Here is a 4,989-nt window from a genome sequence, read left to right on the forward strand (position 1 = left end):
GGACGATGTTGCGCTGATCGGCGACGAAGGCGCGGCCGGGCGAGATCGCGCATCAGGGGGTGACCGGCGTGTCGGCGAAGTCGAAGTCGTCGATGTCCTTGGCCAGCGGCAACTTGGCGACAGCGAACTGGTATTTGATGGAGCGGGCCTGCTTCTCCGATATCTCGGCCTGCAAGAGATCACCGACAATCCTGGGCGGCTCGTGCCGTCGCTTGATGGCGACGCGCCCATGATCTCGTCATAGGCTCTGCGCATTCCGTAGAGCTTCAGCGCTCCCATCAGTTCCAGTACCTCGGTGCGTTCCATGGCTGTTTGTCCTCCTGAGACTGTCATAGCGGGTGCAGTCGGCGACCGCTCGTGAGCTAGCTTCAGCGCTTGGGGAATGGAAAGGATCGTGCCCGGCGCCGGATCGCGGCTGCGGGCCAGGATGTTGAGGATCACCGGCGCCGACGATGCACCGTGCTCGATGGCTTCCTGACAGGCGGCCTCGACCGCGCTCAATCCGTCGGTCAGCACCCAGGTGAGGATCAACACCATCTGCCGGTCGACGTCATCAACCGCCTTGAGCTGCGCCGCACCTTCTCCATTGCCGACCGCACGACCCAGCCAAGGAACGGCGCGCGCCGTGTGCCAGGGATCGTAGGCGACCTCGTTGCGGCCAAAGGAGCGAACGTGTTCTCCCACGACCACGCCATCCTCTGGCGGATGCGATCCGATCGACATAAGCATGGATCTCGATGGGCCGACCGACGGCACTCGACAGCACCGAGTATTTGTTGTTGTCGAAGCGCACCGTGCAGGTCTTCGACACCGACGGGGGAATGCAATGGAAGCCGTCGAAGCGACCGGCAGCCGCTCCCGCTGCGGCTTGGCCGCATTCGCCGACAGCAGCCGGTCCCGCGTCTCACGCCGAGCTCCCATGCGGGGATAGGGCTGGTGCTTGCGCTCGTAGCGGAACTGCGTCTCCTCAGAACGCAGGACCTTGCGCACCACCTTGCGCGAGATCTTCAGCTCACGGCAGATCGCTTTGATCGACTTCCCCTGGACCAGCGACAGCCGACGTATCTTTGCAATCGTCTCTAAAACCAACATCCAAAACACAAATGCCTCCGATCAAGCCGGAGGCATCTTGATGACCCCATCGTTAAGGGGTCCCGTTTGGACGAAAATCACCCTTTAAACAGGGTCCCCATTCCACGAAAAATCAATGCACTACCTTCCAAAGCTGCGAGAGATCGCCACCGACCGCTTTGAAGGGGCTTTCGGCGGTCTCGTCAGCGAGGTTGTGGCATGAAGAAACATCAATCCACAGCATTGGGCCGAAGCATGCCACGGGCTCATGCCGCGGGAGAGCGGGAAGATATTCTTGAAAGAAGAAGCGGTCTCCGACATCAATACCGACAGGATGGGCAGCTTTCTCACATCACTTGAGGTCGAGCGTGGCAGTTGCGACCCGCAATGCAAGGCTGGCGGCGATGCATGCCTTTGCGCGGTTCCTGATTTCGGAGCACCCCGAATATTAGGATACGCTGCAACTGGTGGTGACACTTCCCTTCAAGAGGGCGCGTGGGTGGCACCTGTCGAATATCTCGATGAGCCCGGAAATCAAGAGCGTCCTGGCGCGTATCGTCCGCCGCACGCCTTCTGGACAGCGGGATTACGCTCTGTTTTCGCTGATGTTCAATACGGATGCACGAGTTCAGGGATCCTGAATCTTCGATTGTGACCTTCGTCTGGTATCGCCCTGTCCCGCCGAGCAAAGCAACGACCGCCCCACACTGCTCACCCGGTTCGGTGTTCCATACTTGCTGCGCACACATGGCTGCGGGCGAAGGAACCACCATGGCGGAAAAAAGCATCCATCATCGCCCTTTGCGGGACACGACGGCCATCCACCTCGTCAAGGCGGGTGTTGACATCGCCACCATCAGTCGATGGCCAGGCCACTCGGGCTGAACTAACGATGCGCTACGCCCAGGCCGGTATCGATATGAAGCGGCAAGCGCTCGAACAAGGCTTCCCCGACGTGATGTCATCGGCAAAAGATCAGACGATCATCGCTTTGATGGCTGGATGTTTGGCTGGCTGCACCGCTTGTAGACGCTCAGTTATGTGGAGTTGTATCGCGGGAAGTCGCGCGTCTTGGGCTTTTGCGGTGTCAGCTCCACATCTCTCCGCAGTGCACGTTGTCACTGTTGAAGAGCCGTTTGTTCAATCTTCGTCCTGGCACGGCAAGGGTTGTCGATATTGTGGGCGTCTTGCGCTTGCCGAGCTTGTCCGAAATCCAGCGCCGGATCAGGCGTGAACACTGTTGCGTAGTTCGTCAGCCAGAGCGCGGAGAACGTCGGCGCTTCCTTCCAGCGCCGTAAAAGCGTAGGGATTGAGGAACTGTCGGCCCCAGAACAGATTGCGATCTGTGCCGGATAGCGTAGCTTCCTCGCTGACACGCGGCCAATTCTCCGCAATGCATCGGAGCTGGCCTTCAACAATCGCAAGAGCTTCCGGCGCGCTGAGCAGGAAGTGATGCGCCGCTTCAAGGCAGGACGCTATCCGGCTCATGCGGTTATTGCCGCTGATGAGCATGGCCTGGCTGGCCTCCTGGCCACTGCGGGCCTGCGGACAAATATCGTACGCAGGCGTGAGGGTGAGCTTAGCGCCGTCCCAGAATGCCGCATGGTTGCGGGCATGATCGTCGGTGTTGCCGCAAAGTATGTTGAAGACAATGCGGCTGAACAACTCGCGCAGAGTTTCCGACGGCGCGGTGAATCGGTGGCGAATGATCTCCGCCAAATCCTGGTAGCTGGCGTAACGCGCCATCATCTCATCGAGCGCGAGCATCGTCAGCGCTGAGACCATGGATTTGCGTTGCCAGCCGCCCGTGACCTTGATCCGGTCGAATCGCTCGACGAGCAACACGTCGTTGCCTGCGGCGCGAACGAGCGAGACGGATGCCGCTCTGATGCCGCACAAGGCGGCAAGCCGCATGGCTATGAATTCTCCTTTGACGACGCTGTAAAGGTCGGCAGACGAGGAAAATTTCGCGACATGCTTGACGGCGTCACCCTCGATCAGCGCCTTTGGCCTTGCGCCGCCGATCGAGCTGCCGTGATGCAGCGCCTGATCTAATTCGGGGGTGAGCGGAATACCTTTCTCTACCCGCTCCGCCGATTGGACAAGCTCTTCGAGAGTGGCATTGGCCAGTGCGCGCGGCTCGTAATGCATTGGCGAAAACTGAAAATCGAGCGCGCCGATGCGGTCCGAGCCTGATTCCAGCAAGAACGTCAGTTCTGAAATATCGAGCCGCGCGATTTCATCGCCCTTCACACCGAATTTGCGGTTTAGGATAACCCGTCGTCCCCAGGCATCAGGGGCAGCATCGCGGATGCATCCCGGCATGGTTAGGCCAGGAAGCAAAGGCAATTCGCCTGCCTTCAGGGGCAGTTCCGGGAGATAAAGCGGGATCGCGCTTCCCAGTTCACGAAAGCTCCTGCCATAGTTGAAGCTGACGAGTCCGTCATGGGCATATAGCCGCCCGGCGACAACCGGCGCGGTCTCGCCCGGCAGCCAGACCCAGACATAGGCTTCGTCGTACTTGGGGACCTTAGAACTCATCGACGATCTGCTTGCCGGCCTTGTAGACGTGCTTCGGCAGCAGCGCGATGCGATCGTCCATGCGGCCTGTGAGGGCTGTGATGCCATTGCCGTCGGCATCGAACAGCTTCACACCGACAATGGCAGCAGCTTCGAACATCAGTCCGATTTCGACTTTGGGATCGCCCTTCTCGATGCGCTGCAGGGTGCTGCGTGAAACACCGATTCTCTCGGCTAACTCCTGTGCGGTTAACCGGTGCTGCATCCGGCCAAGCCGGATGGTCTTACCGAAAAGGCCAAGCGCTTCCATCGCGTAGCGCGAATAGGTGCGTTTATACGTTGCCTTCATTCGGGTCTCTGTGACCTATGCATGATCCATATCGCCTTCTTTCGAACTTTATATAGGTAATGTCACAGAGCGACTGCCAAAGTCAAGACTCCGTATCGCAAGCGTTACCCATCCGAACGAGGAAGGCGGATATTGCCGACGGCTCCTGCACAACCGGCCAGCTCTGCGCGTCTCGGGCGAGGCGGAGATCTGGCGCTGGATCGCGGACAGCCTTGAGACGCCTCGCATGAGTCATTCATGGGCGGTCCCTGGTGCGGGGCCGCGGCGCTCGACTGCTGGCCGACATTCTCGGCGGCGGGACCCGCATCCGGCTACACCAGCACTTTTCGACCGCATACGCGCCCAGCTTCTCTCCGAAATCATTGCCAATGAGCGCGAACCTCATGCGATCGCCGAGCTGGCCTGGCGGCGCGGAATCTACGCACGCATCCGTATTCGAGACCGCCCAAGGGAGGCTGACTAGCGTAACGCCCTCCGATCTAAGCGCCTTCCACAAAGCCGCTTTCGCACGCGACGGGCTGCATGTGGCGGTCGTAGGCGACATAGATGCCAAGCCCTGAGAGTAAGGCTCTACCAGCTGTTCGGCGATTTGCCTCAGAAACTGGCGCTTGCCGGCGCGAACCAGTGGTATCGCGAGGGCGAGCACGCCGAGCGCTTTTCCTCCGCCCTCCACTGACCACAGACCCGCACGCAACGAAGCCGCGCTCGATCTTATCGTGGCGTGGCTAGGTGCAATGTTTGCTCTCGCCATCAGGCCGGCTTTCCCGATGGCGTGGTCAACCTGATCTATGCGTCCGAAGGTGATCGCGTGGGCCGTGAACTCTGCACCAATTCCAAAGATCAGCTTTACCGGTTCGAACGAGGTCGGACGGCTGCTGATGCGTCAGTGCTCTGACCAGATCAAGAAGGTCAGCCTTGAAACCGGCGGCAATGCACCTTTCATCATCTTCGATGATGCCGACATTGACGGTGCTGTTGACGGTGCGGTCCAGGCGAAGTTCCGCAATGCCGGCCAGACCTGCGTTTCCGCGAACCGCATTTACGTCCAA

General features: G+C 59.8%; 3 protein-coding genes and 3 pseudogenes. 2 read left to right on the forward strand and 4 right to left on the reverse strand.

The window, feature by feature from the left end; genetic code table 11:
- Positions 1–61 precede the first annotated feature (61 nt).
- Positions 62–306, reverse strand: a pseudogene (locus EOA79_RS28915) (ATP-binding protein); the annotation flags it as partial.
- A gap of 10 nt (positions 307–316) precedes the next feature.
- Positions 317–850: pseudogene (locus EOA79_RS33880) on the reverse strand (IS21 family transposase); the annotation flags it as partial.
- Between the two features lie 516 nt (positions 851–1,366).
- Between EOA79_RS33880 and EOA79_RS28925 the strand changes: the two are divergent.
- Entirely contained in the window at positions 1,367–1,726 is a 360-nt protein-coding gene (locus tag EOA79_RS28925) for a hypothetical protein (protein WP_126066776.1), read from the forward strand.
- Between the two features lie 569 nt (positions 1,727–2,295).
- Here the strand turns inward: EOA79_RS28925 and EOA79_RS28930 are convergent.
- Together EOA79_RS28930 and EOA79_RS28935 are read right to left on the reverse strand one after the other, a co-directional pair.
- On the reverse strand, positions 2,296–3,612 hold the full coding sequence (locus EOA79_RS28930) for a HipA domain-containing protein (RefSeq protein ID WP_063169281.1): 1,317 nt from the start codon (positions 3,610–3,612) through the stop codon (positions 2,296–2,298).
- Positions 3,602–3,901, reverse strand: coding sequence for a helix-turn-helix transcriptional regulator (locus tag EOA79_RS28935; protein ID WP_210326673.1), 300 nt, complete (start codon positions 3,899–3,901; stop codon positions 3,602–3,604). The genes EOA79_RS28930 and EOA79_RS28935 overlap by 11 nt, the downstream gene beginning before the upstream one ends.
- 650 nt (positions 3,902–4,551) lie before the next feature.
- Here EOA79_RS28935 and EOA79_RS28945 point away from each other — a divergent pair.
- Positions 4,552–4,989, forward strand: a pseudogene (locus tag EOA79_RS28945) (aldehyde dehydrogenase family protein); the annotation flags it as partial.

The sequence above is a fragment of the Mesorhizobium sp. M1A.F.Ca.IN.020.03.2.1 genome (genome assembly GCF_004023205.1).
GTDB lineage: Bacteria > Pseudomonadota > Alphaproteobacteria > Rhizobiales > Rhizobiaceae > Mesorhizobium.